A 26,932-nucleotide genomic window follows, 5' to 3' on the forward strand; every position below is an offset into this window, starting at 1 on the left:
AGTTTCTTGATGTATTTATAGTAATTTTATCAAGTGCAAAAATTAAAATTAATTATATTCACGGGATATAAATATAATTAATTTATTGACACATACAGGCTTGAATATAGGGAAATTGATTTAACATTTTATTACTTCATTGTTGGATAATGAGTAGAAGTTTTAGAATTAGGTAAGCCATGAGACTAGAATAGATTTGTCTGCTAATACCATTGACATTTTTGGTAATTAATCTATTTAGTTTTAAATGTATCTTTGAAAATTTCCATAGCAATTATACTTCCCACTTTTTTAGTTTTTCGGACTTATATCTCTGATATTTATTATTTAACTGCTGCCTCGACCTTCTCTAATAAATTCGCGACTAAGGTAAATTCTATTTTAGTCTCTACATCACAAAAATTAATTACTCTATAAGCAAGATTATCAGAGAATAAACTAATTTTACCTAGCCAGATTAGAATTGAAACTCTAGTTTTTAATTATTCTTAGTTCGTACTATAAAATATTTGTCTTTTTGTCGTAATTATGCCATAAATCTGAGTCCGGCAAATCCCTTATCCATTACTACTACTGCATATAGTGGTAAATTAGACATCATAGTTGCACCCTCTTTGTAATCATGATTATATCCAAAATTTAGAAAATTATCTTCGGGACTTTCTGTAGATAGATTCAGGGAACTAAAAAGTTTGACTTCATGAATACCTCAAACCCATAGCAACTTAATTGTTAGGGTAATTACTGTTGAATCTATTAGACAAATTGCATACTTGTAATATAAATTTTTATGATTATTTGTATGGGATAATTGATATAATTTGCCATAAGTTTTTGGAAATATATATTGATAATTCTATCTATATTGGCTGATTAAAATGTTGAGATTATAAAGTTAATTTATGTGTTATTTATATTTTCAATAAGTCTTTCAAACTTGTTAAGTTCATATCTAAAACTAGAACTCAATCTAAATACTGATATTAAATACATAATCATCATTTTTGGGGAATGCTTTGAGAATGTATTTGAGAATCTTAGGATAATAATTAAAATTATTATTGACTAATTTATTCTAATTATTTGGCTAAAGTTTATGAGATTAAAAATATTTGTTGTAATTTTTGTTATGATTACTGTAATCTAGATAATAGTTTAATTTTTAAATAATTATTTGGAGTAAATTATTGATGATTTTATAGCTGATTATATGCAGCAATAGTCTAGACAATATTTTTGATTTTTTTTAAGTAATAAAGCCATAATTTTTTGCAAATTTAATATTAATCACTAATCATTTATATTAATTTATTACTAAATATATATAACTACCAGTATTTTTCCCAAAAATTTACAAAATAAGTCAAGCATATACCAGGTTGTAATGTGATATTAGCTGATATAATAAAAACATCAATTGTAATAAATTGAGGAAATAGTAATAGTAAATTAGAGGTAATAAATTGAGGAAATAGTAATAGTAAATTAACTCTGATTGAAATTATTCACTTTGATTTAGCTTCAAGCACAAGAATAATTATAGGTATTTCATTATCAGTATTTTGGGACTAACTTTCAGATATAGCAACATGGGTATCTATTAAGACAATACCAATTTTAGTAAGCACACAAAATTAATCATATATCTATAGTTAAGCTAATTTTTTTGCTTTCTAAATATGCTAGAAAATAAGAATACTTAAATAATGAGTATAATGGTACTTATTCTAGTTTTATTTACTAACCTTATTTATACTTATATAATTACTAAATAACGGTTTTATAGAGATAAATCATTAATTATGGTGCGTTAACTTGTTTCAACGCACCTACTAAACTTATATCTCAATTTTTGCTTTAATTTCTCTCAACTTATCCCTAACTTTACCACTATTTAATAAACTTTCCGCTTTCAACAAACCTTCATTAATATCAGAGCAAATTCCACAACGCCACAAATAAAAAGCGCCATTCCAAATAACTGCTGACATTAACTTACTGGCTTTACCCTGTAGTATTTTTTGTATCTCTTCTACTAACTCTGCAGTTGAACCCAATACAACTTCCTTCCCTCCACAACTATAGTCACTCGGATGTAACAATAGACGTTCAAATGTGGCATCATTCCCAGATGACAACGATACCCCAATAATAGCTGTCCGATCGCGGGGCAAGTCACAACTTCCCTCTAACCCCTTCACCGTTGTATAATTCCTCAAACCATGTAATTCCAATACTTCACGAAACATACCTTCTGTGGGAGGATGAACATACCCTGCAGCTAAATGAACTTCTCCCGCCAAGGGTACCCAAATTAATTCCATTATTGCGATAGGAGGTCGTTTACCAATATCTCGACGATGTTTTACTAAAGCATCTGCTTGAGGAAAATGTCTTGGTAAATAGACGAACCCTAGACCAGTTTCCTCAAATACTCGTTGAACCTCCACCAGCGATAATTTTCCCCACTCAACCCCTAGTCCTTGCCAGATATCAATAAAAGGTATGCCTTCTTTTGTCGGCATCCGCCTTCCACCGTGGATGACAACAAATACTCCTGCTGTTGCCAAAATTAAAGCTGTGAGTAAGGTGACAGGTGAAGTCCGCGATCGCCCATCATAAGGACAACCTAAGACGGTTACTGTACCCATAGATGGTTGACTTTTAAGTTTTGGCCCCAATTCATTATAGGTATCTAACATTCCTGCTAACTCCTCACCAGTGGGGCGTTTAATACGGTGAGCAATAAGAAAAGCACCTATTTGTGTAGGTGTTGCTTCTCCTAATAACATCATGCGCATTGCTGCTGCTGCTTCTTGGCGAGTTAAATTTTTACCTGTGTGGGTTCCACTGCCAATGATTTTGAGTAATTCTCGAAAGCGATCGCTCATCTAACTTCTCTCTCCAGTTAATTAGTTAGTAGTTCTACATATAGTTAAGAATACCAAAACTGTTCTCGATCATTACTTTTTTTATGACTGAGACTTGAGGAAAAAATAGATGTTTTTCTTTTTCCAAACCTAAAATTAACTGTTTTTTTGATATCTTTAGGTTTGAGTTTTTTTGAGCTTTTTGGCAGTATTTCCTAATTTAACTGGATTATATCAAATCTGCTTAATTTGGTGTGAAAAAATATTTCATTTTCAGCCCAGCCTGTAAATATTCCTAAATTTTTGACTTCTGAGCTTTGAGTACTTACTCCTAATTAACTATCTAATTTTATCAATGCTACCGAATTTTATGTAAAAAACCTCAAAGTAGCGCTAAGAATTAGTTGATCAATAAAAGTGCTTATGGCAATGCTAGGGAGGCAGGCTTTCCTCTCTGTTTCAGTTGTTGCGGAGTTCTCAATAAGTAGTTATCAGGATTTTAGTCAGAGATGACTTTGAACTTTTAACTTTGAACTTTTAACTTGAGTGACTCTTGGTGGAATTATTTCTTTAACTAACTTGCAAAAATATTTTATTGGTGGAATTTTCATCCTATCGCTAGTTGTGACTAAAACTACATCACGACTCCAAACAGAATCTTTAGTTGAAGAGATCTTAGAAATGTTAGGAGTTTTAGCTATTGTTCTAATTGCTAGAGTGGGATCAACTCTGGCATCTAGTAGAGCTGAACTGGGCAGTAAAGCAATTAAATTTCCTTGTCTAACTACTCCTCGGAAAGCATCAAGGGTATTTAACTCTAATGTTGCGTTCAGTTTTGCCCCTAATTGCTCAAATTGTTCTTTGACTAATCTCTGCATTCCATACCCATCTTTGAAGATAACTTGAGGGTAGTAAATAAGTTCTGCCCAGGGTATTTCTTTGTATTTAGCAAGGGTATGGTTTGCTGCCATTAATACTTCTATGGTTTCAGTGTATAGATGATGTACTATCATTTCTGAAGTGGGGGTAAATAAGTCATTATTCATAATGATCGCTACATCTACTAGACCGTCTTTGAGAACTTTGAGGATGCGATCGCTTCCTAGGGCAGTTACTCGTAATTTAACTTCTGGATAGTGGCGACCAAATCTTTGCAAAACTGGAGGTAGGTAGTTAGCACAGACAGAGTGAATAGTTGCAATACATAATTCTGGTTGTTTTCCGGTGAACATTTCTGCTATTTCTTGAGTAGCATTTTCCCAAGCTTGACAAATTTTTCTAGCATGAGGCCACAAACATTCTCCTGCTAAGGTTAGTTTAGCTTGGTTGCTACGGTGAAATAAGATAGCACCTACTTCTGCCTCTAAGGCTTGCACTTGCCGACTGACTGTTGATTGGGTGACATTACATTTTTGTGCTGCTTCTTGAAAGCTACCCGTTTCTGCAACCCATAGAAACGCTTGCAATTGCTCTAGACGCATGGAGTTTTTTATGTGTTATTTTATACAAATATTATCATAACTTACGCAGGAGCACTGTATAGATTACCAAAAATATAAATATTTCATTTACATGACAATTAGAACCTTTAAGTAAGTTCTGTTATTGCCTAAACTTTTCTATAAATGCATTATTACCTAAACTTTCTTATAAATGCAAGGGTTTGAACAACTTAAAATTGTACCTAATTGAAACAATTATGTCTCAAATTTCACAGGTAAAATGGTCCATTTTCGTCCATTTTAAGTAAAAATTAGCTAAAAGGAAGTTGATTTAATGTAAACAGATAATTTTTGAAGACATAATTCACACAATTATGTCTTTTTTGATTTTCTGATGGTATTGAACCACAATAAAAGCAACAAAAAAATAGGCCCATAGTTTAATGGACAGGACTTACACAAATACACTATATATAGTGCATGCTAAATATAGTGATGTAGCTCCGGCCACCATTCTCCGCCAACGCTTAAAAATATAGAGGGATATAGCTGCCTAGCTGCTCCGCCAAGACCTCAATACAAGTACCATTGTTAAAACTAAATAAATTACCTTGAAAATAAAAACAGCCCTGAATTTTATTGTAAGCTTCTTGAATTCTTTCCTCGGATAACCTGAGAGTAATTTGTGTTTGACTTTATAAATAGTTTTTCCTATTTTCACTGCTTTTCACTGCTAATATTTTGAAAAAATTCTAGACTAACATAACACAGGCTACAAGATTTTTTTTAGTTTGCCTAAGACAATATTGACAAAATTATCTTGCCTTTAATTGTTTAATTGTGGCGTGAAATTGCTCAGTATTCTATCTACTATGAGACTCAAATTATACAGTATCTACTGAAGATTAACTTCAGTCATTAGTAACAACATATTCTGCTGAGGTTGGTAGAAACACTTACACATAAGGAGATTAACTTTTTTATTTCCAAGAAATTACTTTTATTTTAATTATTTTACCTGATATTTTTTATGATTCATTCTCAGTTAATTCTCCAATCTTTTTATACTTTTCTACACCACCAGTGTCGTCTACTAAATGATTAATTTTTAAGCGTTGGCGGAGGATGGTGGCGGCAGCTACATCGCTATATTTGTCTACACTATATATAGTGTCTTTGGATAAGTCCTGATTATGTAATAGAGTTGTTTGGTGTGGAAAATTTTAAAATACTCAAAGGTTTACCATGTAATATTTTCAGCATTTTAGAACTCAAAAGCAAGCTGAAACTTCAACTGATAAAGGCTTTAACCATTTTTTTTCTTTAATTTCCAACAACAATATCAGCAGATTAGTTATTTTAATTTTGTCAGTTATAGTAAATATTGCTAGTATTAATTATAAGTACCTCTGGCTAAATCAAAGGGTTAAAATACTGAAATTATTTTTTTTGATGACTTTCTTTATAATAACATCAAGTGATTAGAGATATAGGAATGGTTACTGATATTTATTTTCATTAAAAAAATGAACAATTTTGGGGAAAGCTTTTCCGAAATAACAGCTATATTTATCCCTTGATTTTTCCTTTCTTATTTGCTAAAAATACTAATATGTGTGAGTAAATAAAACTGAAAAACCGAATTTTTTTTTAACTTTTTTGATGGTTTTAACCTTTATTTTTCAGCCCTAACTAATCATAAATTATTATATTTTGATCAGTAGTGGGAAAAGCACAGTTAAACATAATAAATATAATTAAGATCAGCTTATGAATAAAAATCTAATATTGTTATTTTTCATTGTGGCTATAGTTTTTGTCAGTTTTGGAGATAGTTTAGAATTTATTCCTGAACCAATCCAAAATGCCAGTTTCAAAAGCCGTAAATTTGCGGTTGGGTTATGGCCTGATTGGTTGAAACCTAAAAATAGGAATGAACGTACGGAAGAAGCTTTAGAAAAGTTAGAAAATCCTGATCAAACAGAATAGTATTTATAAAGATAAGGGAAGAGGAAAATATAAGTTGTATCTTGACCAGAAAGTTAGATCTCAAGTTTCCAGTTGGAAGTAAGAGGTACTGATAACTAATGACTGGAATTACCTCTTCCCTTTTCCTAGAAAATTTTTAGCGTTTCTTTAACCAGCTAAACATAGCGCGTAAGTCTTTCCCAACTTCTTCAATAGAGTGTTCTGCTTCTTGGCGGCGCATGGCAGTAAATACAGGTTTACCGGTTTGGTTTTCCATGACAAATTCCCTGGCAAACTGACCAGATTGAATTTCACTTAAAATTTTCTGCATCTGAGCGCGAGTTTCATCTGTAACGATGCGAGGCCCGCGAGTGTAGTCGCCAAACTCAGCAGTATTGGAGATACTGTCACGCATATTAGCTAGACCACCTTCGACAACTAGATCGACTATAAGTTTAACTTCATGGAGACACTCAAAGTATGCTAGTTCTGGTTGATATCCAGCTTTTACTAAGGTTTCAAATCCAGCTTTAATTAATGCACTGAGGCCACCACAGAGAACAACTTGTTCACCAAAGAGGTCTGTTTCAGTTTCTTCCCGGAAGGTAGTTTCTAGGATACCAGCGCGAGTACCACCAATACCTTTAGCATAAGCCATAGCGCGATCGCGTCCTTGACCAGAAGCATCTTGGAAAATGGCAAATAGACAGGGGACTCCTTCTCCTTGTTCATAAGTACGCCTGACTAAATGTCCAGGGCCTTTTGGTGCTACCATTACTACATCCACATTTTCTGGGGGAATAATTTGGCCAAAGTGAATATTGAAACCGTGGGCAAAAGCTAAAATTTTTCCTTCTTTGAGATGGGGTTCAATTTGATTTTTATAGACGGTTTTCTGCACTTCGTCTGGTAATAGAATCATGATTAGGTCTGCTTTTTCCGCAGCTTCATCTACTGGGTAAACATCTAGACCTGCGTCTTTGGCTTTGGTAGCAGATTTACTACCTGAATAGAGGCCTACAATTACCTTTGAGCCACTATCTTTGAGATTAAGGGCGTGAGCATGACCTTGAGAACCATATCCAATGATAGCGATCGTTTTGTCATTTAAGATGTCCAGGTTAGCATCAGAGTCATAGTACATTCTGGCCATTATTTTTTTCTCCTATTAGCAACTGTTATCATATATGAGAGATTTTTATCATATCAAATATAACTTTAAGCATTTAAATATCGACAATATAGCCAAGACTCTTGGCTGTAAAGGGAATAATCACTGGTATTTTTGTCCTCACACTTTTTTTGCTAGCACCTTTCTTAAGTAAGAAGGAAGAAAAAATATTAATTATTTGTTACCTTAATTCAAGACTTTTACTATTAGCATGGCTCTAAATTTATATATCTGATTCCAGCCTTAATATTTTGTTGTTCAACAGTCTCTAAAATATCCTCACTCTATGAAAAATAAATATTTTATTTTTAGCCAAAATTAACCTTATAGCTAATACCTTTTTCAACCATCAATATCCATTAGGATTGATAGTAGTATGATCGTATTCTGCCATTGATAAATCAACAATTCTTGCTCTAAATAAATTACACCATCCCAATTTAGCATTATCTAACTTAGCTTTTTCTAGGTTAGTTCCTCTCAAATCTCCATACCTTAAATCTGTATCTCTTAAGTTTGCATGGTATAAGTTTGCACCTTGTAAATTAATTCCCCTCAAATTTGCACCTTGAAGATTAGCATGACGCAAATTAGCTCTTGATAGATGTCCCTGTTGAATATTAGTATTTGATAAGTTGGCTTTATAAAGTTGAATATCTCCCATTTTTACTTCTAGTAAATTACATCCTTGGAGGTTAGCTTGATTCAAATTTGCATAAGGAAGATAAGCTCTTGTTAAATTACAACCTTCTAAATTAATTCCTTCTAAATTAGCTTCAAATAACTCTATATTACTTAAATCAATACCAGAAAATTCTCTTTGACCCTCTGCATATCTCCATAGTAATTCCTCTGCATTCATATTCTCTATCTTAATATTTTTAGAGCTAATCTCGATTCGGTTGATAATCATAATTTATTGAATAAATGATGATTATTTATGTATTGTATTTTTATAATAAGTTATACTAATATTGTTGGGCAAAAATTACTACTATCCTAATCCTTTTTTAAGATTTGTAAAATTTTCATTTTTGATGTTCTCTTGACCCTGACTCTACTCTAGGAGAAAGTATGGTACTCGAAAATTATTGATAGGGGCTTTCTACTTCAATGTACCTGCTTTGAGAGACCTATTCTCCTCAAATATGCGATCGCTCCACAAACTGATACTGGGAGAGTCCCCCAACCAAAATATTAGTACTTAGGTATATATCGCAATGATAGTAAATACCAAATTCTGGGCTATCTCACCCTCTGATACTTAAGGGTAATTTTGCTACTATGTAGCTATAATTAGAGTAAAACTTAGAACTGGAGAAATATCTGTCAATTTTGATTAACTTATACCCCTAATTTTTTACTTTATATTCTAACTATCATTTTCTCTTGTAAGGGGATAGAGGTACTACTAAGCCTGAACCACAATCAATTAATTTTCTCTGATTATTTAAGTTTTCAGTTTATGGGCATCCTCAAGTATTAAATCTTTAATTTTTGCATGTATTGTTGCTAATTTGAGTCGTAGTTTATGATAATTACTAGAGCTTTTTGTTTTTATGAATAGAGACTTTTGAACTAATCTTAAATTTTTGTTTAATACCAAACCTGATAAATGTTTGGTACAAATAGCTAGAAGATTTTTTTAGAATTAATAATTTTCAAGGTGAATGGCTATCATCCTGTACAGAAGTTATGAATAAATAGCTTTTACAGCAATAATAGTTCATAAATTATCTGATTTTTAAAAAATATATCTTGTCAAATGTTTTGATATTTATAGCCAAAATCAATTGAAATATATTCTTTTTTTACCCTCTTGTTTTAATTCTATATAATTTTTATTATTAGCAAATACTGATAGTTAATAAACTAGTATTTTTCAAATAAATATACAGATAAAAAAATAAAAATTAAGCTCAAATAGTAATAATATATTATATATTTAAATGAACTATTAGAGTATATTTATAAATATAAATTAATCAAAAAAAGACTTATTATTTTTCAATACAAACAACTAATACTACTAATATAAATTGCTCAAAATTTTGCTAGCTGTAGATTAAGGTTGCACAACCTATTATTCTCCTTATTTCTCTTGTTCTGGAGTCGCACAAAACTTAAGTTTTTCAGTTCAATTAAGGATATAGAATACTTGCTTATTATTTTCTATACAGTTTAATATGTTATGTGTAAAACCACAATATTGCTTGCGATTTCTTGATGACGCTTCCTTGTAGGAAAGTAGTGGTCTACTCGCAACATTTAGATAAAAAGATGGCAGAAGTTAAACAATCTATCGCTCAATATTATCATGAACAGACAAAATATGACCCAGAAACCATTGGGAGGAAAAATCACCAACTAGACTGGGAAAATCAACCAATACAATTTAAAGAGTATAAATTTGGGACAACTATTGACCTGAAACCTTATCTACAAGAAAAAATTCAACAAAAAGATCCTAAAGAAGAAGAAAATCTATCCAACTTACTTGTATGTACTTATGGCTTAACCGGTAAGATACCAACAATGATGGGGAATCATTACTTAAGGGCGGCTCCTTCTGCTGGTGGGTTGTACCCAGCAGAGGTTTACTTAATTTCCCGTGGCACACCCCTATTACCTACAGGATTATATAACTATCAGGCCAAAACTCATTCCTTGCTCAAATTTTGGGACAATAGAGTCTGGCCAGAATTGCAGGATGCTTGTTTTTGGCATCCTGCTCTAGAAAATACAAAATTAGCGATCGCCATCACTGCCATATTCTATCGTTCTGCTTGGCGTTACGAAGATCGGGCTTATAGACGAATATTTTTAGATGCAGGTCACTTACTAGGTAACGTTGAACTAGCTTCTAGTTTCAGTAACTACCGATCACATCTAATTGGGGGGTTTAATGATGAAGCAATAAATCAAATGCTTTATTTAGATAATCAGGAGGAACAGGCGATCGCCATTGTCGCCCTTGCAGACTTATTAGATATTGAACAACATCTGCCCCACTGGCAAGCTGCTTTACCTTCTGGGACTCAAACAGATTATCCGAAAATTCAAGAGGGTGACCTCTTAAAATATTTACATAAAGCTACTCATATTAACTCAAATTCTCCAAAAGTATCTGCTTGGAAAACAAGAGCAACCCTAGAACATTCAGAAGATAAATATAACTTTCCATTTTGTACAAAAATTTCAACTGTAACTCCTCCCATTTCATGGGGTCAAGACTTACAAGGTCTCAGAAAGACAATTCTCAAACGACGTTCAACTCGCAGCTATTCGGGAGAAACTATTGCTTTGAATAAACTCTTGGCTGTCTTAGATTTTACTTATCAACCCCACCATTACATTAATCAAGAATTAGATCGTAATCCTGATTATTTTGATATAAGTTTGATTGAGACTTTTATTGCAGTTTCTGGAGTAAATGACTTAGAAGATGGTTGTTATTATTATGCCCCAATAGCTCAAGAACTACGACAAATTAGGTTTAAAAATTTCCGAAAAGAATTACATTTTATGTGCTTAGGGCAAGACTTAGGTAGAGATGCTGCTGCTGTTTTATTTCATACTGCCGACTTAAAAAAAGCTGTAAGCAAATATGGCGATCGCGTTTACCGTTATCTCCATTCAGACGCAGGCCATCTAGGGCAAAGACTAAATTTAGCAGCTATTTATCTAGGTTTAGGTGTTAGTGGTATCGGCGGTTTCTTTGACGATCATGTGAACCAAGTTTTAGGTATTCCTGTAGATGAAGCAGTTATTTATATAACAACTTTAGGTTCTATTTAATAACAAGAATAACAGTTTTCATAGTTATGGCTGGCTAATTAATTCTTAAAGCATTGACAGATAAAAGCTAGTACAAATTCTGGGGGGGGGTTGAGCAAGGGTAATAACCATTTTTAGGGCCTTGACATCTAGGGGAGCAAAAAAGCCCCCTTTCCATTTAAAGAGAAAGCGATCGCTTTGTCAAAGTCAGGGAATCTGTATATAATAGTATTGTCTGATATAGGAAAATTTAAAATGCTCAAAAGTTTACTCTATAATCTTTTCAGGATTTCAGTTCTCAAAAGCACGCCCTCCTGGACTTGTGTTAGATGTTAGCCATTTTTTCCCCTTAATTCCTAACAATTTTAATATCAAATTCCCTTAATTCGGTGAAAAAAATATTTTATCTTCAGCAAAGGTGCAAATCTTCTTAAACTCTCTTTTCTCGTATCTTCCTGAATCCTAATTTTTTAACATTTATAAATTTCCATCTACTCATTTGGCAATCATCTTTCCCTTTCTTTTTTGGAATACTTTTTTCCAACTAAACCAGTACTTACCCACCTATATGAAATTATACCCAAATGTAGAGTTAAAAAGCTATTAACCCTTACTATATATAGTAGTTATAGTTAAGTTCTATAAACCTGGTATTTTCCAAAGTGTAAGTAATATCATGCCCGGTTGAATATTTAAAGGTAGGATAATTATGGCATAAGGCTCTCTGGCTCTCGGCAGGAGGATAGAATTGGCGCTTGCCACCAGAATTTTTTTTTGATGAGTAATTATCCGGACATGATATAACCAAAGGGAAAAAAGGATAAAGTTTTTTGATCACTGATCATAAACTTCAACAATACCTAACCCAATTTCATAAACACTATCGATTAATTCATCTGGTTTTTTTACTTTTACATGACCGCCAAACCCAATAACCCAACTTAAAAAACTCACATCTTCTATACACCAACAAGGTAACTCTACTCGAAACCGATAAGGAAAATGTTTATTTTTTGTACCTTCCAAATCAAAAATTTTTTCATATTCCTTCTTCTGGATAAAACTACTACCTTGAGGAGGAGGTGACATTTTCAATGTTCCTGATGGAAACAGTTTAGTTTTTTCACATACAAACTCAAATTTCTCCTGATTAAACCACAACTCAACTGTTACTATTACCTCCTTTTTTTTCTTCTTGTCTTTACTTAAAAATTTACTTTGATCCTCAGCTTTATAACCTAAAAATATCCCAAAGCTGGCATCTAAAAGTTTTTGTAACCGTTCTAATTTTGAGCGCTGTTTTTCTGGGCAAGACTTTCCTAAATCTTGACTAATACGTAAGCGATCTAAACGTTCAAACCTGAATAAGCCATTGAAAGTACCCCCCTCATATTCAAAACCTAAATACCAAGCATTATTAAAAAATACTATCTGTAATAACCGAACAGAAAACTTTCCTTCTTCACCTCCACTAAATTTTCCTTTGCCTTTTAACCGCTCTAACTCGACTAATTTTCCATGAATAATAAATTCTTCAATTTGATCAAGTTTCCGAGATAATACATTCTCATCAACGAACTCTAAGTCGATCATTGATTTATGAGCGATCGCTCTAATTGGATAAGGTTTTTCAATGTTAATTTTAGAAGAAATCATCCGTTGACAAAACTGGTCATAAGTAGATAAAGCCATCGGATCTTCTATACTTTTAACTTGCCCTTGTAATATATCCTGCAAACGTTTTAATTGCTCCTGGGACAAAATTCCTGTCCCGGCAAAATAACCACGTCGCATGGGAAATTCTGGCAATATATGAAAGGGTTTGAGAATATATTCCACATCCTTGCGAAATTTGTCTCGACAGTTGCCTCCTATTCCTGGTTGTTTGGATAATTCTTCTGCAAAAATGTCTAAACTTTTTTGATCGTCGTTTCTGAGAAATGGTCGGTTTAAGATCAAACGAATGGCGGTTATTAACCTTTTAAACGGAGCAATATCTGAATAAGGATGGGGAATGATGTCTTGCTCTGAATTGTTTTCACTTCTCGCTTTTATCTCCTTCCCTTTTTTTCTTTTAAGGGGAAGATCAGATGTTCCATTTTTCTTTTTCCCCCTTTTTGTCAGGGGTTGGGGGGATATTTCCTGACGTAATATTGCCGGAGTAACAGTTTGTCCTTCTGCTACGATGCCGTTTTTTTCTAACCAAGCTAAGTCAGTAGCGATCGCTTCTCTGTCTGCATAAACTTCTCCTTTTAATAAGGCTATAACTGCTACTATTTCTGCTAAAGCATCTGGAAATTCTGGTACTTCTTTAAATATAGCAATTAGTATATCGGGTTCTGTTTGTTCTAAATTGCCAAGGCCTGGATATTTAATGAATAGGGCAATTAAATGCATGAGGCGCTCGAAGTCTAGGAGTCGGGAATAGGAATGAAATTCTAGGCACGAGAGACGGTTTTGGCGGTTAACGCTGCTGCGGGTTAGGGAGTCAATTTTTTCCTGTATTGTTTTGGGGTTAAAGTTAGGTTTTTGAAGAGTATGTACTGCTGCAAAGCCTTCTGCTATTATGGGCTGAAAGTTTTTCAGGGATAGAAACATTTTTTTGACAGTAGTTTCTGGTACTTTACGAGTCCGTTGTTTATTCCATTTTAGGCAGGTAGGGAGAGAGGTTTTTAGATGCCATGCTATCCATGCACAGTTTTTTTGGGGTAGTTTCTTTAGTAAGGCTATGCGATAGGGGCGTATGGCATTGGTGGCATCGTAAATGATGGGGATACCTGCTTTGATGCTTTGGGTAATTTGCTTGAGTAAGGTGGCTTCTATTTCCCTCCATTCTCCTTGGATGGTTTCGTTGCCATAGAGTTTGGAGCGTATTGTGTCTGTAGAAATGATGGTATAATCTCCTAATGTTGACAGTTTGGTGGCAAAGGTTGATTTCCCTGATCCTGGGGGACCGATGAGGAAGTGACATATTAAAGGTTTGTTCATTTGTGGTAGCGGTGTTAAAAATATCAAGTTTTACACTATTAAACTTTTGTTTGAAAGAGTCTGAAGACATAGACTCACCCCTAATTTTTTCCCTTGAGGGAGACTTTGTTTGGAATGTCCTTAAAACATTTATACAATTAATACTCTTTTAGCCTGCTAATTATCAAGAAAAGCTATCGGCTAGTGTTAATTGCTTAATTATTGAAGTTTTACCTAGATTTAAAAAATTTTTTTTATTTTTGGTATAACTAATTCTTTGGCAATGGGCATAATTTTTACAGAAAAATAGATAGTTGTCACTCGCATAATTTTACATAATAATGATTGCGGTTGTCAAAAAAAATATGCTATTTTAAAAATGTCAAAAAAATTAAGCAAATTATCAAATATGTAATCTAAGAATAGAAACTTTTCACTCGCATATATTGTCAATTCCTTAATTATTGAGGTTTTAGCTAGATTTAATTTTTTTTTATTTTTGGTATAACTAATTCTTTGGAAATGGACGTAATTTTTACAGAAAAATAGATAGTTATAACTCGCATAATGATACATAAAAATGGTTGCGGTTGTAAAAAAAGTATGGTATTTTAAAAATGTAAAAAAAGTCAAGCAAATTATCAAATATATGATCTAAGAACATAAACTTATCACTCGTATAACTTTACATAATAATGATTGCATTTATTAAAAAATGATGCTGCTTTCAGAATATTGAGAAAAAAATTAGCAAATTATCAACGACATTATCTAAGAATAAAAAACTTGTCTCCCGCATAAAATTATATAAGAAGAATTGTGATTCTCAAAAATGATGCTATTTTCAGAATATTGATAGTTTAGTTCGGGGTTTATACAATTTATTTGGGATAGAAACTCTGAGCAATGAACAGTTTCATCAGGCTCTAAAAGAGGGTCGAGGAGATTTTATAAAAACTTGATTAATTAACCCTAATTTAGCGAAGAAAAATTTAGATGGTATTAACCTAAGTGGAGTTAATTTAAATAAGGTTAATCTTAGGGAAGCGTCTTTAATTAAAGCGCAGTTACATAGGACTAAAATGGTAGGAGCTAATTTAGATTCGGCTAATCTCAAAGGAGCTCATCTTAGCCGAGCTAATTTAAAAGATGCTCAAGCATCTTGGGCAGATTTAAGAAATACAAATATGAGCAATACTGTACTTCATAATGCTAATTTAACCGGTGCAGATCTGGATAAGTCATAATCAATTTTGGAAGCTAAAACAATGTTTGCCAGAGAAACAATATTTAAGGATTATAAAAGCGCTGCTTATAACCTAGAAGCATCTAAGGCTATTGAAAACAGACTGAAGAATCTAATTTTATTAATAGCTATTTCTTATGCAATTAGTTCATTTCAAGGAAAAAAAATTAAAAATAAAGGGCTTCAAGAATATATATCAAGAACTAATGAAAGAGGTAGAAAAGAAAGAAGACATAATAGTTTTTTTGTGGGATTATCTAGGATTTATTGGGCAATAAATGATAATTTTATCTGGGAATTAGTAGAACATTTAATGAGTCTTAATCCTCATAAATTTCTCTATTATCGTAGGGAAATAAAAGCGATGAATACAGTGGTTAATTAGACTGTAATTTTTGATTAACTATCAATTAATAAAAGTGATTTTTTTCATAATATTATTCTCTAGTATAACTTGAATAATGATTCAACAATTTTAGGGGGTGCAGTGCGAGCACTCTGCCCTGGCACTGCACCCCTTTCCCAGTCCAATAAGGATTTTCTTTTAGTTGAAGTATTCCTCAGTTCCTGAACGCAAATTCATTTCTATATATAGCCTTCAACTAGCTTGTCACCCCATGAGGGAATTTTCACTTAGTTTTTTCTAACCAGCTTTCCCTGAAGCGAAACTAATGGAAACTTTATCGTTATCACACATTTATATCTGCTTATTCCTTGAATAGCGATCGCTCTTGGGAAGCCAAAACTTAAAAGTCACCCATTCAAAAGTCAGACTTGAAAAAAATTAAAATTTTGACGCGCTCAATAGCTTTAAATAATTATAGCTAACTTCAAAAAAATAATACACAAAGTAAATATTAAAAATCACATAGTTTGGGTACATTGTGTAGGTACATTGCCGCCGTGAGCATCTCGCCCCCGTGGGTGTACCTCTCTTTTCTACCTAGTTTTAATAAAAAGCTGATTGAAATAATACATTCCTTGAGAATTTTGAGCAATACCAATAGCAGTTAAATTATAGTCCCCCACTATATTTTTATGATGACCAGGACTTTTGATCCAACCCTTCACTGCTGCTTCTGCAGGGTCACTATAACCTTGGTTAGAAGCTATATTTTCAGCAGCACCCTTGTAAGGAATTTTTTGACTAATTATTTCTACTCTTTTTTTAAAACCATCATGGCTAAAAGTTGTTTTTCCACTAGCCATTTGTTGAGCATGAATTCTTGATTGTTGAACAATATCATTATTCCACTGTAATGCCGGTAAATTTTTAGATTGTCGATATTGATTTATCAGGGTAAATGTGTTTTTTTCTAACTCTTTAATATTTTGTGATGCTGCTAGATTTGTACTGGAAATATAATTTTTTTTTGGGTATAAATTGTCTTGCATTTCTGAAAAACTTTGGATTGATTTTTGATAATTACAACTACTCAAAAATATTACCATAATCCAGACAAATTGTTGTAAATATTTATGATTCATGATTTTAACCTATTCCATACCATTACTAATCTTTTTAAGTCTCTCTGCTTTTTGAAGCTATCCATTTCAGGAACTCCTCAAACCCTTTTCTGATAGAAATATGAGTTAATAGAAGCGCCAAATTATCCCATTTCTCAAAAACTTTCTACAAAGTAATTTGAGTAGGAGTAGGAAAATTGCATACAACATCTATACAACAGAAACAACCTAATTATCAATATTATAACTCAACATAATTATACTAATTTAATTAACTTAGGCTACACTTCATAACTATTAACAGCAAATGTCAAATAAATGTCAAATAACTTACTTAAACAACTGAAGCCGTCAAAGTTTAAATTTTAAAAATTTGACTTTTGAGGATAAATAAAAATCGGAATTGAATGGAGGATAAATACATAAATAAATAACTTCATTAAAACGGTATTAAGAGCATCTATATAATCTCAAAACTAAAGACTTTTAATAATTAATATTTATCACATAAAATTTCCTAGCCCTACTTGACTAACACAGCTAAAATAGTGCATTAACGCTTTTAGTATTATGGCAAAGCTTGACCATTTTTTTTCTAATGCAACAGTTAAATTTAAACCGTGTCAGTCAACCACCTAAACTTTTACACCTACTTAGGTCGAAAAACTGCTACTCCATAAGCATCAACAGATAAATACTTCAACGCTGCTTGTTGAATATCTGATGACTCAAATGCCTGAATATTCTGGGGATAGTTAATAGCAGATCCTAAGTCTCCGACCATTGACTGATAATAACTATATAAACTCGCGCGATCGCTTGGTGTCTCATTAGCAAAAATAAATCTCTTCGCCACCAACGTGCGAATACGTTGCATTTCTGCATCTGTTACCGACTCCTGTTGAATAGTATAAATATGATGAGCGATCGCTGCTTCCACTTCAGCTAAATTTTCCTCTGGCAGTCTTGCAGAAACATAAAAAAGACCTTGATAACGATGACTTACATTACTGATACCAATAGAATAAACTAAACCTCGTTCTTCCCGTAAGTCACGCACCAGGTGAGATGTTTTCCCCCCACCCAAAATAGTTGCTAACACATCCAACGCATAAGTTTCATATAACTCGGTTAACCCAGGTACCCGCCAAAACATAATTAACCTTGGTTGCTGAAGAGCTTCATCAACCACTTCATGGCGAACTATTTTTGTAAAAGGTGACTCTGGTGTAAAATTGATATTCGGTGGCAATAAAGTTTCTGAAGTACTTTTACCATTATTCGCTTCCGTAAACGAGTCTGTAACAATATCAATTAATTCTTCCACCGGCAAATTTCCGACAACAGTAGCAGTCATAGAACTCGGTTTATACAAACTCTGGTGAAAATCTCGCATTTGTTGAGTTTGTAGTTGAGAGATAATTTCTGGCGGACCCAATACTGGGCGACGATAAGGTAATTTTTCAAAAGCAGTTTCAATGACTTTTTGGTAACAACGACGGCTAGGGCTATCATCTGAACGCCGAATTTCTTCAAGTACAACAAGCCGCTCTTGTTCAAAAGCATCATCAGCAATACTCGGGTTGAGGAGTATCTCCCATTGCAAAGGTGCTAACTTAGCAAAGTCTTTGGGAGCGGTGGTAATGTAAAAGTAAGTGTAGTCTTGACTGGTGGCAGCATTCATTAAGCCTCCTTTTTGTTCTACTAAACGTTCAAATTCTCCACTAGGAAGCTTGGGGGTACCTTTGAAAACCATATGTTCCAGAAAATGGGCCATTCCGTTGATAGATTCAGATTCTAAAGCGGAACCAACATTAAGCCATATATTGAGGTTCACAGCTTCAACTGCCAGGTGTTCGGCGATGATGGTTAGTCCATTTGGTAATTGACGAACAGTGGGGGTATTAAGATAGGAGAGGGTCGGTGGGACTAAAGTTGAAGTCATTTTTAGTTTTATCTTTGGTTAGTCTTTAACTATATATAACAAAAGATAGAAAAAAGCGGAAAATGAGTAATAGTATGGGAGGTGAGCAGATAGAGAGTTTACTGGGGGAAAATAGGAGTTAGGAGAAAAGTAGGAGGGGTAATTATTTTTATGAGTTGTATCAGTAATACTACTATTTTGAAGCCTCACTCTCACAGTAGAGTAAACCCTAATTATCCTAAAAAAGCTCTATTCTAATGGTGTATTGAAAAACTTTCAAAATCAGTTTAATTATGCTTGAGTCTATAATTTTTTATAGCTATTTTTATCAAGTTATAGTCTTTTTTATAAGTGTTAATACGGAGTACCTTATTTCTGGTTAGTCAGAATATTTCTAATAATACTTAAGAATAGATGTAAATTTTTAAAATTAACTAATTAGCTATACTTTTAATCTGAAATATTTTCAATATAAAGTATGTAAAATATACTTTTTATGTTACTAAAAGTATAGAATATTTATACATATACTTTTTTTGATTAAACATTTAAGTTTTTTTTCAGTTATCTTCAGATATTGTAGTTCATCAAATTATCAAACATTCTGGAGAAATATTTAACTATAAGCTGTTGTATTTTTTTTAAAAAAATCAGGATTATAAATGCTAGTACCTAACCACTTCACTAAAAATTTAATGGATAGTCATTTGGGGAAAGGTTGAAGCCTCTAAAAAATAACGAATAATCGCAATTATTATTGATAATAACAATTTTCATAAAATCCAACATATTCCTCAACAAATCGAAGGATAAATACTAAATAATCGACAAGAATACTTACTAGAATACAATTCAGATTCTAACTTAATAGAATTACTAGGCTACTTAGCAAAAAAATAGATTACTAAACATTATAGTTACATCAATTGAATAATTATAAGATTTCCTCAAAAGATTGTTAAATGAAAAACACTAATTATTATAAACAAAAATAGCCCTATTTATTAAATCTAAATGCATAACGCCTTAGAAACAATAGAAATCCATTACAATTATGCGATCGCCAAGCTTTGTGGCCCTTTCCTTGCCAACTACCATCGGGACAGATTATATTAATATTTAGTTAAAAAATGTTAACAATGATCCTATGTCCTCTAAAAATACTAGACAAAAATCTAAAGTTGTGGTATGTGGTGCAGGTATTGGTGGCCTCACAACAGCAGCTTTACTGGCCCATAGAGGCTACGAAGTCCAAATATTTGACCAAGCTATTATTCCCGGTGGCTGTGCCTCAACTTTCAAACGGCGGGGTTTTACCTTCGATGTCGGTGCAACTCAAGTCGCAGGCTTAGAACCCGGTGGCATCCATCACCGCATTTTCTCGGAATTGGAAATAGACATCCCGAACGCCACCAATTGCGATCCTGCCTGTGCCGTATTTCTCCCCGGAGAAACAGAACCCATAAATGTTTGGCGAGACCCTGAAAAATGGCAAGAAGAAAGACAACGACAATTTCCAGGCAGCGAACCCCTTTGGCAATTAATGACAAAACTGTTTGAGGCAAGTTGGAAATTTCAAGGTCGCGACCCAGTTTTGCCTCCCCGAAATATTTGGGATCTCTGGCAGTTAGTCAAAGCAGTACGCCCAGATACTCTAATTACAGTACCATTTACTTTAATGACAGTAGCAGATGCGTTACAATTATGTGGTTTAAATGATAACCTAAGGTTAAAAACTTTCCTAGATTTACAATTGAAACTTTATTCTCAAGTTGGTACAGAAGAAACAGCTTTACTTTATGCTGCCACTGCTTTAGCTGTTTCTCAAGCTCCTCAAGGCTTGTACCATCTTGAGGGAAGTATGCAGGAATTGAGCGATCGCCTAGTTGCAGCCCTAAAAAGAGACGGAGCCAAATTGTTCATGGGTCATACTGTTGAAAACATACATGTAGATAATGGCAAAGCTAACGCTGTCAGGATCAGAAATCAGAAAACTGGGGAAACTTGGGTAGAAACTGCCGACCATGTTGTGGCAAACGTGACTGTACAAAACTTAGTAAAATTAGTAGCCAACGAAAATCAACCACACACTTTAGACTCAATGGCTGGTTACAAACGGCGAGTTGATAAACTGCCATCTCCCTGGGGTGCATTTATAGTGTATTTAGGGGTCGATGAAAGCGCTATTCCCACAAACTGCCCGCCTCACTTGCAATTTTTCTATAATTATGATGGTCCTATAGGGGAAAATAATTCTTTGTTTGTATCAGTGAGTCATCCTGGAGATGGTCGCGCTCCCACTGGTAAAGCAACAATTACTGCTTCAAGCTTTACTGATACTCAGATATGGCGACATAGCCAAAATTATCAGGAGTTGAAACAGAAATATATGGAGGAAGCGATCGCTCATTTAAGTGGATATTTTGACTTAAGGCCAGAAACAATAGTTTATCAGGAAGCTGCAACACCTCGTACTTTCGTGAAGTTTACAGCACGGGATGAAGGTATTGTTGGTGGTGTCGGTCAGCGTCTGGCAAACTTCGGACCTTTTGGAATTGCTAATAGGACTCCCATCCAGGACTTGTGGTTAGTAGGAGACTCAACTCATCCGGGAGAGGGTACAGCGGGAGTTTCTTATTCAGCATTGACTGTAGTGCGACAGATTGACGCAGAGGAAGGGTTTACAGGGTTTTTCAGTTGATTATATTCAAATAGGGACATTCTTATAAATGTCCCTAAAACAGTGGTAATTTTGACTTTGTGGTTTATATAGAAGTAACTAAAAAAGCCTTTCCTATCAATAATTGTCAATAATTTCAGTGACTTCAAACCTTTATTCCAAATAATTCCTCTGTGCTGTTGAAAGCGATCGCTATCTAATATCCTCAGTCGAAGAAATTAGTTATTAAACTTTGTAGACTTTCTTGAAAAAGAAACTGCCCAAACTAGTTACTCATAAACCGATCATTGTGGCTCGATCGCTATCTAATATCCTCAGTGGAAGAAATTAGTTATTAAACTTTGTAGACTTTTTTGAAAAAGAAACTGCCCAAACTAGTTACTAATAAACCGATCATTGCGGAAGGCTCAGGAACATGCTTTGTTAGTTTATTTGTTGGTTGATCAGAAAAAGTATTTTCCGGAATAAACACGGCAGGATCAGCGGAAGGCTCAGGAACATACTTTGTTGTTTGAGTAGAAAAAGTCTTTCCCTGAATAAACACGGCAGAATCAAGAGAAGAATCTCCTCCATCAGCTATCGCTAGTTTGATATTATGAACACCAGGATCTAGTCCAAACGCTTGGGCAGTAAAGACATCAGTGAACCCATCAAATGATATATTGAACCTTTCTCCATCATTATTATTGAAAAACTCAGGGTTACTCCCATTAGTTCCAAAAGGGTTGCCTCCGTTTACTGTGCTAATTGCAACTGGAGTAGATGTATTAGGAATGAGAGCAATATTTTTTCCGTTTAAAAAGAAGCCGAAGACATCGTTGAAGGCACTGCCAACATATTGGTTATATTCTTCCGAGGCAAACACATAATTAAAGAAAATATTGCCTCCTGCTGTTTTAAACTGAAACTCTAGAATAGTAGCATCACTAGTTGAAACCCCAGGCATCAAGGCACCCAAATCAGGATCGCCAGAGAGCCCATTCACAGTACTTCGTTTACTTAAGTTATTCGGACCTACTGCATGTTCTGCTAAACCTGTACTTAGAATAATACCTTCATCAATACCTATTCCTGATTTAATTCCATTTTGGAAAAATCCTGAAGCACCAGTAGCACCAATATAATTAACAGAACCTGGCATTAGTGTAATTCCACTTCCGAGAATCTTCGATGCTAAATCTTGTTCATTATTCCTAGGGGCTATAGAAATTGCCTCAGCTACAGTTGTTCCTGTTATGGAAAAAAAACTTGTTCCAGCGACGATAACTGAAAGTTTCTTCAGTAATTTTGACATATCCATTACCTTATTACTCCAATTAAATAAAGTATACCATATTATTATATCAAACAACATCAAAATTTGGGCGTTTGTGAATTAAGGTATCATTTGAGTTTATAAGGATCGCTTATCAACTCTATTAAACAAGTAGGAAAACTATTACCACGTTCTTAACTCTTCTCAAGAAACTCCTCAAGTAGGAGAGCTAGAAGAATTACAGACATAATTAAGCTCAAAAAAAAACCAAATTTGGCTGTAAACCGCAGTAAATCATTTTAAACAAGGAATTTTAGAATTGGTTATTGGAAGTCATAGTGGAAAAATCTTTTATTCTTTATGGGAACCAGTTAAAAAATGGGAATGTTGTTTTTATTTTACAGATGGATGGAAAGTATATGCCAAGACCTATTAATGATGGGGATAAAATTATCAGCAAAACCTTTATGACCAGAGTAGAAGGAGAAAACACTAGACTTCGGCACTATCTTGCCAGATGACATCGAAGGACTCTTTGCTACTCAAAATCTCACGAGAAGTTAAAGCATTCAATTCCCTTACTGATCCATTAAATATCAATTTTGGAATGTTCCAGTTCTTTATAGATATTCACAGTGATCGCTATCACCTCAAACCATATCCTAAGTCACCAATGCCAAAATTTGTATTATTTGTATATTTTTTGCAAATATTTTTTGCTACCTTAATCAAATATTTGACAAATAAATCACAACTCTATATTTATTCAGCAAACCATGTAGAAGTAATTTAGAAGCAGTTCTCTAGAGAAAAATTCAATTATTTAATAAATTTCTTGGAGGTATTTCTCGTCCTTGATAAAACTGTTTTTCTAATTTACTTAACAGTAACCAAAAAACAACTCCAACAGGCAAACTTAAAATCAAAAAAGTCATCAAAGTCATATTAAAATCATCTAATATTAACAGCATAAAAAAAATACTTGCCCAGATAAATGAAGTCACAAGCACGACTCCAACCTTTATTCGTTGTAAATTTTTTAAAGCTCTGCGACAACTACTACATTTTTTAGTATGAGAATGATACCTATCTAACAATATTTCTGAGTTCAGAGCAGAACTTAAAGTTGCATTAGGAAATAATTGAGCATTATATTTATTCACCCAAGAACGCAATTCAAATACAAATAAATCTGCTTTTGTAGGTAAATAAAAAGCCTTAGAAAAATTAGCACTACCACCCTTTGCTTCTAAATATCGTTCTTGATAATGTAAAAATATTTGGTCATCTTCCAATACTCCATTTTGCCCAATATGAGAATACCAACGGGGGCTTAACTGAATAAAAAATTTCGGTAAGGGAGAAGAAAACTTAAAAGGGAAACGGGCAAATAAACGACATTCTCCTTTACGAATAGGTGTTGCATATACAACTGTTAATGTACGACCAAATTGTTTAGAAGTAAGGTCATGCCACATCATTCCAGGAGCAATAAAAGTAGTCTCTTGTCTTCCTAAAGTTCCTTTTCTTGGACCTTCTTCCCAGACCCCTTTAAAACCCCATTTTCCAGATTCTAAAACTTCTAATTCTACAGGAGCAACATTAGCGCGGTTTCCCACAGTACGATGATGAGTATAAGGAATATGACTAGCATCTAAGACATTTTCCATTAATGTTAAACCATCATAAGGTACATCTCGAAAAGTATTTAAACAAATCCATTCATTAGAATTTTCATCTAAAACATCAACTTTAGGAATAGGTGTTTGAGCAGCATTTTCGATTTTTCCTGCATAGACAAATAAAAGACCTTGACAAACTTTTGTAGGTAGAGATTTAACTTTTGCTCTTGATGATTTTTCTGCCTTTCCTCCTGCAATTTGTTGAGGAATAATTTCACAATTTCCTCCCCCTGAAAATGCCCAACCATGATAGGGGCATTCTAAGCATCCAGCCTCATTAATTCTACCTTGAGAAAGGGGTGCTAAACGATGGGGACATTGATCTTCAAATACCCGCCATTGATTGTTTTTTTCTTCCCACCAAATCACAAGATCTTGTTCTAATAATGTAAATGTTGTAGGTTTATTTTTCTCTAAGTCTTCTATATAATAAATTGGATACCAAACTTCTTGCCAATCAAAATATTCTGGGTCTGTTCCACCTGCACTTACAGGAATATTGTCGGATTTTTTGATGGTATTAGCAATCATTAGAATATCAGTTATTTTACTTAAGCTACTTAATACAATATAGCTTTATGTGGGAAGAAAATTCTTAGTTTAGTATTTTGATGGGTCTTCGTATTATTAATCAATATCATTTCAGTTATTAGTTATTACTACAGACCGCTGCAGGTTTATATATCTATTTATTTCAAATTTATTAAATGACAAATTGTATTATAGTAGTTTTGATTTCAGTCAACTACAGTATAAACGTTTCAGAAAAGCCCCTAAATAATTTTATAAATGTGACGCGAAGTTATCAATTTTAACATCTCTGCCAGTCAATTTTTTAGTTAGCATTCAGCTAATTTTAAAAAAATGATTTATGGCTGTATTTGGTAAAAATTATGTAGTGCCCCCACCTGACTCCCGTAGGCATGTTTCATTAACCTGAAAGATGCTGTATATAAATTCAAGATGAGATAAGCTTATCACCTATCCCATCTTTTTGACTATTAGATTACAATTTAGTCTGGTAAACAAAGATCAAAAAATTAAGTTTCCTACAAACCGATACTTAATTTTTAGAACCCGTTACGACCCCAAACTACCATCGAAATAGAGAAACCGAACAGAACTAAAATGGAAACCCAACCTAATGACAAAATATCCATAATTGCTTTCAAAAAAAATAAAAATTTACTCCAAATTCTATAATATTTTATTTATGGTATTTTGACTACGAGATAATCACATAGAACAAAATATTCATAGGGTAGTCAGCAAAACAGAGTAATTCTGTTAATATAGATTCTAGTTATATAGTATATCTCTATGCTACATTTTGTAATGTAAAATATAGATCAATATAGCACATATCACTTTTCAAATAAATATCAAATCATATACCATAACTCAGTATAATACTCCCCATACCTAACAGCGGGGCAAGATATAAAACTGATTTTTCCTATTTATCACTATCTAGTTGCTAGAGGCAAAACCCAGCTTGTATGGTTAATTCCTAATCAAATTTTACCTTCACAGAAAGAATTGAATTTCTCAACGCAGAAATTCTTGTTGGTATTTTACTATTTTTGGCTTTCGGGGCGATCGCTTACGGCTACAGTTATCAGGCAAAAACAATTCTTTCAGAAAGCTAATTAATCTTCAAATAACAACTTATTTGGTCAAAAAAGCCACGACTCATAAAACTTGCAATGTTATTGAAAATTTAACAGATATTAGAAATAAAACTTATCCAATACATTGTTGTAGAATAAAACGAAGACTATCTAATAATTAGGCATTTTATTCAGTATCCCATAGATAATTAGGGAATAGGTTAACTATTTCTTAACTCAAGTCAGTAAAGAAGTATTCAATAGTTTAGACCACTTTCAAAGGAAAAAAATATGGCGTTTATCTTCTAAAAAACATTCAAATAAGTCCGCTACTAGGGAAAAGAAAAGACCTAGTTTAACTAATCTTTGATTTGAAGAAAAACAAACATTAACTTGCACAAAACACTAAACTCTGATTAATTAAGTTTATGGTTAAACTAATTTGTTAACAATAATGACTTTTTATTCAACAAAATAAAAAATTTATAGTTCTTTGCCTCCTTAACATGAATAACCCCAAAATCACGATTACTTTAAAACTATTTGCAGTCTACCAAGAAGCTTACAAAGTTCCCGAAGTCCAACTCAGCATTTCCCATGGAACAACAGTATCTCAACTTCTAGAAAGGGTCATTAGCCAATACCCCGAACTAGAAAAGTGGCAAGATGTCACAAAATTTGGCATTAACCTCAATTTTGTCCCTCCAGAAACCATTCTTCAAAACGGCGACGAAGTTGTCCTCATTCCTCCAGTCAGTGGTGGCCTTCATGATTTTAGAATTTAGAGATTTTTTTTTAGAAAATATAATTTACTCCCTATCTAGTCATAGATTATAGACTTAAACAAAATTAAAGTTCATAAAATGATACATT

Annotated in this window: 16 protein-coding genes and 3 pseudogenes; 8 read left to right on the forward strand and 11 right to left on the reverse strand. The window is 33.4% G+C overall.

The genetic code is table 11. The features are described 5' to 3' along the window. Positions 1-139: 139 nt before the first annotated feature. From TERY_RS28860 to TERY_RS20905, 3 genes and pseudogenes are all read right to left on the reverse strand, one after another. Positions 140-1,036, reverse strand: a pseudogene (locus tag TERY_RS28860) (transposase); the annotation flags it as partial. An 802-nt stretch (positions 1,037-1,838) separates the two neighbouring features. Then, a complete protein-coding gene (locus TERY_RS20900; protein WP_011613650.1) occupies positions 1,839-2,891 on the reverse strand; it encodes an anthranilate phosphoribosyltransferase family protein in 1,053 nt (350 codons plus the stop codon). A gap of 482 nt (positions 2,892-3,373) precedes the next feature. Continuing rightward, positions 3,374-4,351: a LysR substrate-binding domain-containing protein gene (locus TERY_RS20905; RefSeq protein WP_011613651.1), complete on the reverse strand. Its 978-nt coding sequence runs from the start codon at positions 4,349-4,351 to the stop codon at positions 3,374-3,376. A gap of 1,731 nt (positions 4,352-6,082) precedes the next feature. Between TERY_RS20905 and TERY_RS20910 the strand changes: the two genes are divergently transcribed. Further along, complete coding sequence (locus tag TERY_RS20910) at positions 6,083-6,301, forward strand: hypothetical protein (protein ID WP_011613652.1); 219 nt, start codon at positions 6,083-6,085, stop codon at positions 6,299-6,301. Positions 6,302-6,437: 136 nt separating this feature from the next. Here TERY_RS20910 and ilvC read toward each other — a convergent pair whose 3' ends face one another. Both ilvC and TERY_RS20920 read right to left on the reverse strand, forming a co-directional pair. Next, positions 6,438-7,433 carry a ketol-acid reductoisomerase gene (gene ilvC, locus TERY_RS20915; RefSeq protein WP_011613653.1) on the reverse strand — a complete coding sequence of 332 codons (996 nt, stop codon included), beginning with the start codon at positions 7,431-7,433 and terminating at the stop codon, positions 6,438-6,440. Positions 7,434-7,800: 367 nt separating this feature from the next. Next, the gene (locus TERY_RS20920) at positions 7,801-8,313 is read right to left on the reverse strand and encodes a pentapeptide repeat-containing protein (protein WP_370496004.1); all 513 of its coding nucleotides are present in this window, start codon (positions 8,311-8,313) and stop codon (positions 7,801-7,803) included. A gap of 1,418 nt (positions 8,314-9,731) precedes the next feature. Between TERY_RS20920 and TERY_RS20925 the strand changes: the two genes are divergently transcribed. Further along, positions 9,732-11,249 carry a SagB/ThcOx family dehydrogenase gene (locus TERY_RS20925; protein ID WP_044136979.1) on the forward strand — a complete coding sequence of 506 codons (1,518 nt, stop codon included), beginning with the start codon at positions 9,732-9,734 and terminating at the stop codon, positions 11,247-11,249. A gap of 813 nt (positions 11,250-12,062) precedes the next feature. Here the strand turns inward: TERY_RS20925 and TERY_RS20930 are convergent. Continuing rightward, positions 12,063-14,216 carry an AAA family ATPase gene (locus tag TERY_RS20930; RefSeq protein WP_011613656.1) on the reverse strand — a complete coding sequence of 718 codons (2,154 nt, stop codon included), beginning with the start codon at positions 14,214-14,216 and terminating at the stop codon, positions 12,063-12,065. A gap of 980 nt (positions 14,217-15,196) precedes the next feature. Here TERY_RS20930 and TERY_RS35465 point away from each other — a divergent pair. Together TERY_RS35465 and TERY_RS20940 are read left to right on the forward strand one after the other, a co-directional pair. Continuing rightward, positions 15,197-15,442 carry a pentapeptide repeat-containing protein gene (locus tag TERY_RS35465; protein WP_370497300.1) on the forward strand — a complete coding sequence of 82 codons (246 nt, stop codon included), beginning with the start codon at positions 15,197-15,199 and terminating at the stop codon, positions 15,440-15,442. Positions 15,443-15,448: 6 nt separating this feature from the next. Then, positions 15,449-15,826: a hypothetical protein gene (locus TERY_RS20940; RefSeq protein ID WP_213960326.1), complete on the forward strand. Its 378-nt coding sequence runs from the start codon at positions 15,449-15,451 to the stop codon at positions 15,824-15,826. Between the two features lie 554 nt (positions 15,827-16,380). Here the strand turns inward: TERY_RS20940 and TERY_RS20945 are convergent. Both TERY_RS20945 and TERY_RS20950 read right to left on the reverse strand, forming a co-directional pair. Then, entirely contained in the window at positions 16,381-16,929 is a 549-nt protein-coding gene (locus TERY_RS20945) for a CAP domain-containing protein (RefSeq protein WP_011613659.1), read from the reverse strand. A 628-nt stretch (positions 16,930-17,557) separates the two neighbouring features. Next, positions 17,558-18,853: an insulinase family protein gene (locus TERY_RS20950; protein ID WP_011613660.1), complete on the reverse strand. Its 1,296-nt coding sequence runs from the start codon at positions 18,851-18,853 to the stop codon at positions 17,558-17,560. A 1,126-nt stretch (positions 18,854-19,979) separates the two neighbouring features. Between TERY_RS20950 and crtD the strand changes: the two genes are divergently transcribed. After that, positions 19,980-21,533 (forward strand): C-3',4' desaturase CrtD, encoded by a 1,554-nt coding sequence (gene crtD, locus TERY_RS20955; protein ID WP_011613661.1) that lies wholly within the window; start codon positions 19,980-19,982, stop codon positions 21,531-21,533. A 313-nt stretch (positions 21,534-21,846) separates the two neighbouring features. On the opposite strand, the gene TERY_RS20960 is transcribed toward crtD, so the two are convergent. Then, positions 21,847-22,812, reverse strand: coding sequence for a choice-of-anchor L domain-containing protein (locus tag TERY_RS20960; protein WP_011613662.1), 966 nt, complete (start codon positions 22,810-22,812; stop codon positions 21,847-21,849). 111 nt (positions 22,813-22,923) lie between these two features. On the opposite strand from TERY_RS20960, the pseudogene TERY_RS37580 reads away from it, so the two are divergent. Further along, positions 22,924-23,360, forward strand: a pseudogene (locus TERY_RS37580) (IS1 family transposase); the annotation flags it as partial. Positions 23,361-23,582: 222 nt separating this feature from the next. Here TERY_RS37580 and TERY_RS20970 read toward each other — a convergent pair. Together TERY_RS20970 and petN are read right to left on the reverse strand one after the other, a co-directional pair. Beyond that, the gene (locus TERY_RS20970) at positions 23,583-24,980 is read right to left on the reverse strand and encodes a Rieske 2Fe-2S domain-containing protein (RefSeq protein ID WP_011613664.1); all 1,398 of its coding nucleotides are present in this window, start codon (positions 24,978-24,980) and stop codon (positions 23,583-23,585) included. A 539-nt stretch (positions 24,981-25,519) separates the two neighbouring features. After that, on the reverse strand, positions 25,520-25,609 hold the full coding sequence (petN, locus tag TERY_RS28870; RefSeq protein WP_071820711.1) for a cytochrome b6-f complex subunit PetN: 90 nt from the start codon (positions 25,607-25,609) through the stop codon (positions 25,520-25,522). Between the two features lie 682 nt (positions 25,610-26,291). On the opposite strand from petN, the pseudogene TERY_RS28875 reads away from it, so the two are divergent. After that, positions 26,292-26,429, forward strand: a pseudogene (locus TERY_RS28875) (group II intron maturase-specific domain-containing protein); the annotation flags it as partial. Between the two features lie 136 nt (positions 26,430-26,565). Then, a complete protein-coding gene (locus tag TERY_RS20975) occupies positions 26,566-26,844 on the forward strand; it encodes a MoaD/ThiS family protein (protein ID WP_011613665.1) in 279 nt (92 codons plus the stop codon). Positions 26,845-26,932 lie beyond the last annotated feature (88 nt).

Origin of the sequence: Trichodesmium erythraeum IMS101 (assembly GCF_000014265.1) — a bacterium.
GTDB classification, from domain to species: domain Bacteria; phylum Cyanobacteriota; class Cyanobacteriia; order Cyanobacteriales; family Microcoleaceae; genus Trichodesmium; species Trichodesmium erythraeum.

Bases quoted from the DNA above. Each gene is read 5' to 3' on its own strand.
- TERY_RS20945 (WP_011613659.1), bottom strand. From the start codon at position 16,929: ATGAATCATAAATATTTACAACAATTTGTCTGGATTATGGTAATATTT.
- TERY_RS20975 (WP_011613665.1), top strand. From the start codon at position 26,566: ATGAATAACCCCAAAATCACGATTACTTTAAAACTATTTGCAGTCTAC.
- TERY_RS20930 (WP_011613656.1), bottom strand. From the start codon at position 14,216: ATGAACAAACCTTTAATATGTCACTTCCTCATCGGTCCCCCAGGATCA.
- ilvC (WP_011613653.1), bottom strand. From the start codon at position 7,433: ATGGCCAGAATGTACTATGACTCTGATGCTAACCTGGACATCTTAAAT.
- TERY_RS20950 (WP_011613660.1), bottom strand. From the start codon at position 18,853: ATGACTTCAACTTTAGTCCCACCGACCCTCTCCTATCTTAATACCCCC.
- petN (WP_071820711.1), bottom strand. From the start codon at position 25,609: ATGGATATTTTGTCATTAGGTTGGGTTTCCATTTTAGTTCTGTTCGGT.
- TERY_RS20920 (WP_370496004.1), bottom strand. From the start codon at position 8,313: ATGAATGCAGAGGAATTACTATGGAGATATGCAGAGGGTCAAAGAGAA.
- crtD (WP_011613661.1), top strand. From the start codon at position 19,980: ATGTCCTCTAAAAATACTAGACAAAAATCTAAAGTTGTGGTATGTGGT.
- TERY_RS20905 (WP_011613651.1), bottom strand. From the start codon at position 4,351: ATGCGTCTAGAGCAATTGCAAGCGTTTCTATGGGTTGCAGAAACGGGT.
- TERY_RS20900 (WP_011613650.1), bottom strand. From the start codon at position 2,891: ATGAGCGATCGCTTTCGAGAATTACTCAAAATCATTGGCAGTGGAACC.
- TERY_RS20970 (WP_011613664.1), bottom strand. From the start codon at position 24,980: ATGATTGCTAATACCATCAAAAAATCCGACAATATTCCTGTAAGTGCA.
- TERY_RS20960 (WP_011613662.1), bottom strand. From the start codon at position 22,812: ATGGATATGTCAAAATTACTGAAGAAACTTTCAGTTATCGTCGCTGGA.
- TERY_RS20925 (WP_044136979.1), top strand. From the start codon at position 9,732: ATGGCAGAAGTTAAACAATCTATCGCTCAATATTATCATGAACAGACA.
- TERY_RS20910 (WP_011613652.1), top strand. From the start codon at position 6,083: ATGAATAAAAATCTAATATTGTTATTTTTCATTGTGGCTATAGTTTTT.